General features: G+C 58.8%; 2 protein-coding genes. One reads left to right on the forward strand and one right to left on the reverse strand.

Annotated elements, in window-relative coordinates; translation table 11 throughout:
- The first annotated feature begins 255 nt into the window (after nucleotides 1–255).
- Nucleotides 256–1,476 (forward strand): M20 metallopeptidase family protein, encoded by a 1,221-nt coding sequence (locus tag CJ255_RS21895; RefSeq protein WP_097646186.1) that lies wholly within the window; start codon nucleotides 256–258, stop codon nucleotides 1,474–1,476.
- On the opposite strand, the gene CJ255_RS24260 is transcribed toward CJ255_RS21895, so the two are convergent.
- Nucleotides 1,440–1,648, reverse strand: a 209-nt coding sequence (locus CJ255_RS24260) for a hypothetical protein (protein WP_217352524.1), incomplete at its 5' end; no start/stop codon positions are given. The genes CJ255_RS21895 and CJ255_RS24260 overlap by 37 nt on opposite strands.

Genomic DNA, 1,648 nt, shown 5'->3' on the forward strand with positions numbered 1-1,648 from the left:
TCGGCACTCCAACGCCAAACCATAGACTTTTCAGACAGCCTCTGAGGTCTTTGGCAGCGATGGGAAGCCGGCTAAAGCCGGCACTACCTACGGCCTCTCAGGGTGGCAACGCAACGGGGCAACCAACAACATCCGCTTCCCTCACGCCCATTGGAACGCCATGTTCGGCAATCTACAATCTACAATCTACAATCTACAATCTACAATCGTAAATGGTATAACGTCGGCACTACGACGGTAAAAAGGAGTCCCCATATGCTAGACCAAGCCCACGCGCTTGCCGACGAATTGATCCGTCTGCGGCGTGCTATTCATGCCTATCCCGAAGTGAGCTTTACCGAAGAGCGTACCGCTGCGCTGGTGGTTGATACGCTCAATGCCATTGGTGGCATCACGGTGCGGAGCGGTGTGGCCAAGACGGGGGTTGTGGGTGAGTTTGGCACCGACGAGGGGCCAACGATTGCCTTGCGTGCCGATATGGATGCGCTGCCGATCCTTGAGGCGACCGGGCTCAGTTTTGCTTCGACTCAGCCTGGCATGATGCACGCCTGTGGCCACGATGCCCATACCGCCATGCTTTTGGGCGCGACCCATCTGCTCCGTGAGTGCTTCGCGGCGGGCCTTTTGCGCGGACGTGTGCGCCTGCTCTTTCAGCCCTCCGAGGAGGCATGGGATGCCGAAGGCAAGAGTGGCGGTCTACGTATGGTTGAAGCGGGCTGCATGGAGGGGGTGGATGCCGTGATTGCGCTCCATGTTGATTCCACGCTGCCTTTGGGCAAGGTGACCATCCGCCCAGGCTGGACCTCTGCCGCCGTAGATGATTTCCGGGGCGAGGTGTTGGGCAGCGGTGGTCATGGCGCATCGCCCCACGAGGGCACCGACCCGATCTTTATGCTTATTCCGGTACTCACTGCACTCTACGGCATCCGGGCGCGCCGGATTGACCCGGTGGAGCCGAGTATCATTAGTGTCGGCGTGGTGCATGGTGGTCAGGCTACCAACGTTATTCCCAGCGCAGTACGCATCGAGGGAACCATGCGTAGCTATAGCACCCATGTGCGTGAGCAGTTGATCAATGAAGTGGAACGCGCTTTCGCCGTCAGCCGTGCCTACGGCGGTAACTATCGCCTCAAAATTGGGCGCGGCTATCCGGCGGGCTGGAACGATGAGCGCGTAGCGGGTTGGATGCAACAGGTGGCCCATGATCTGCTTGGTGCCAACGCCTTCGACCACTCGGCCCCCGGCCTTGGGGCAGAAGATTTTGCCTACATGACCCAAAAAGTGCCTGGGGCCATGCTGCTGCTCGGTGCGGCCCACGCCGACGGCGTGCTACGTGCCCACCACACGCCCATCTTCGATATTGATGAACGCTGCCTACCCCTTGGTGCCGCCCTGCTCGCCGAGACAGCCATGCGCTTCCTCCGGGGCGACGTGAAGCTCTACAACAAACGCAGCAACACATCCTCCGGCACCTGAAGACGCAATTCAGGGTAATGTTCAATAATCCGCGCAATAATTGTGATGGCTTTCCAGAAATCTAGGGCTTGCATGGTTGTCAATCCTATACGCCGGGTTTCTTGACGCAAAGGCGCAAGGGCGCAGAGTTTTTTGCATATGAGCGCCAAACCTTTGCGGCTTTGCGCGAGCT

The organism is Candidatus Viridilinea mediisalina (assembly GCF_002532535.1).
GTDB lineage: Bacteria > Chloroflexota > Chloroflexia > Chloroflexales > Chloroflexaceae > Viridilinea > Viridilinea mediisalina.